Source organism: Leucobacter chromiireducens, assembly GCF_003917135.1.
Taxonomy (GTDB): domain Bacteria; phylum Actinomycetota; class Actinomycetes; order Actinomycetales; family Microbacteriaceae; genus Leucobacter; species Leucobacter chromiireducens_A.
Map to the genome: position 1 here is coordinate 1 of NZ_RPDI01000084.1, position 566 is coordinate 566.

Below are 566 nucleotides of genomic sequence, written 5' to 3' on the forward strand. Positions count from 1 at the left end.
GGTGGGGCTTCCTGAAGAAGCTCCCATCACTGCGGGATCGCGGGAACAAGCGCGGGGGAGACCCCGCACCCGACCCGGTGGCGTCGGCAACGACGGGCGTGACCGTCCCGGTGGAGAGGTAAGAAACCATGCTGAACATTGACCGGATCTCCAAGACCTTCTTCGCCGGCACGATCAACGAGCGCAAGGCACTGGTCGACCTGAGCCTCAAGCTCGACGAGGGCGACTTTGTGACCGTGATCGGCTCGAACGGCGCGGGCAAGTCGACGCTGCTGAACGCGATCGCCGGCCGCTACACCGTCGACACCGGCGAGCTGAGCATCGACAATAGGCCCGTCTCGAAGCTCAAGGAGTACCAGCGCGCGAAGTACGTCGGCCGGGTGTTCCAGGACCCCATGGCGGGCACGGCGCCGGACCTCACGATCGAGCAGAACCTCGCGCTCGCGCTGCAGCGCGGTAAGACCCGCGGCCTCGGCCTCGGCCTCACGAAGCAGCGCCGCGAGCTGTTCGTCGAGGAGCTGAAGTCGCTGGAGTTGGGCCTCGAGAAGCGCCTCCCGGCGAAGGTC

The 566-nt window shown here is 66.8% G+C and carries 1 protein-coding gene; it reads left to right on the forward strand.

What is annotated here, in order from left to right; genetic code table 11:
• Positions 1–128 precede the first annotated feature (128 nt).
• Positions 129–566: ATP-binding cassette domain-containing protein (locus EGM46_RS14580; protein ID WP_125100828.1), on the forward strand; the 438-nt coding region annotated here is incomplete at its 3' end.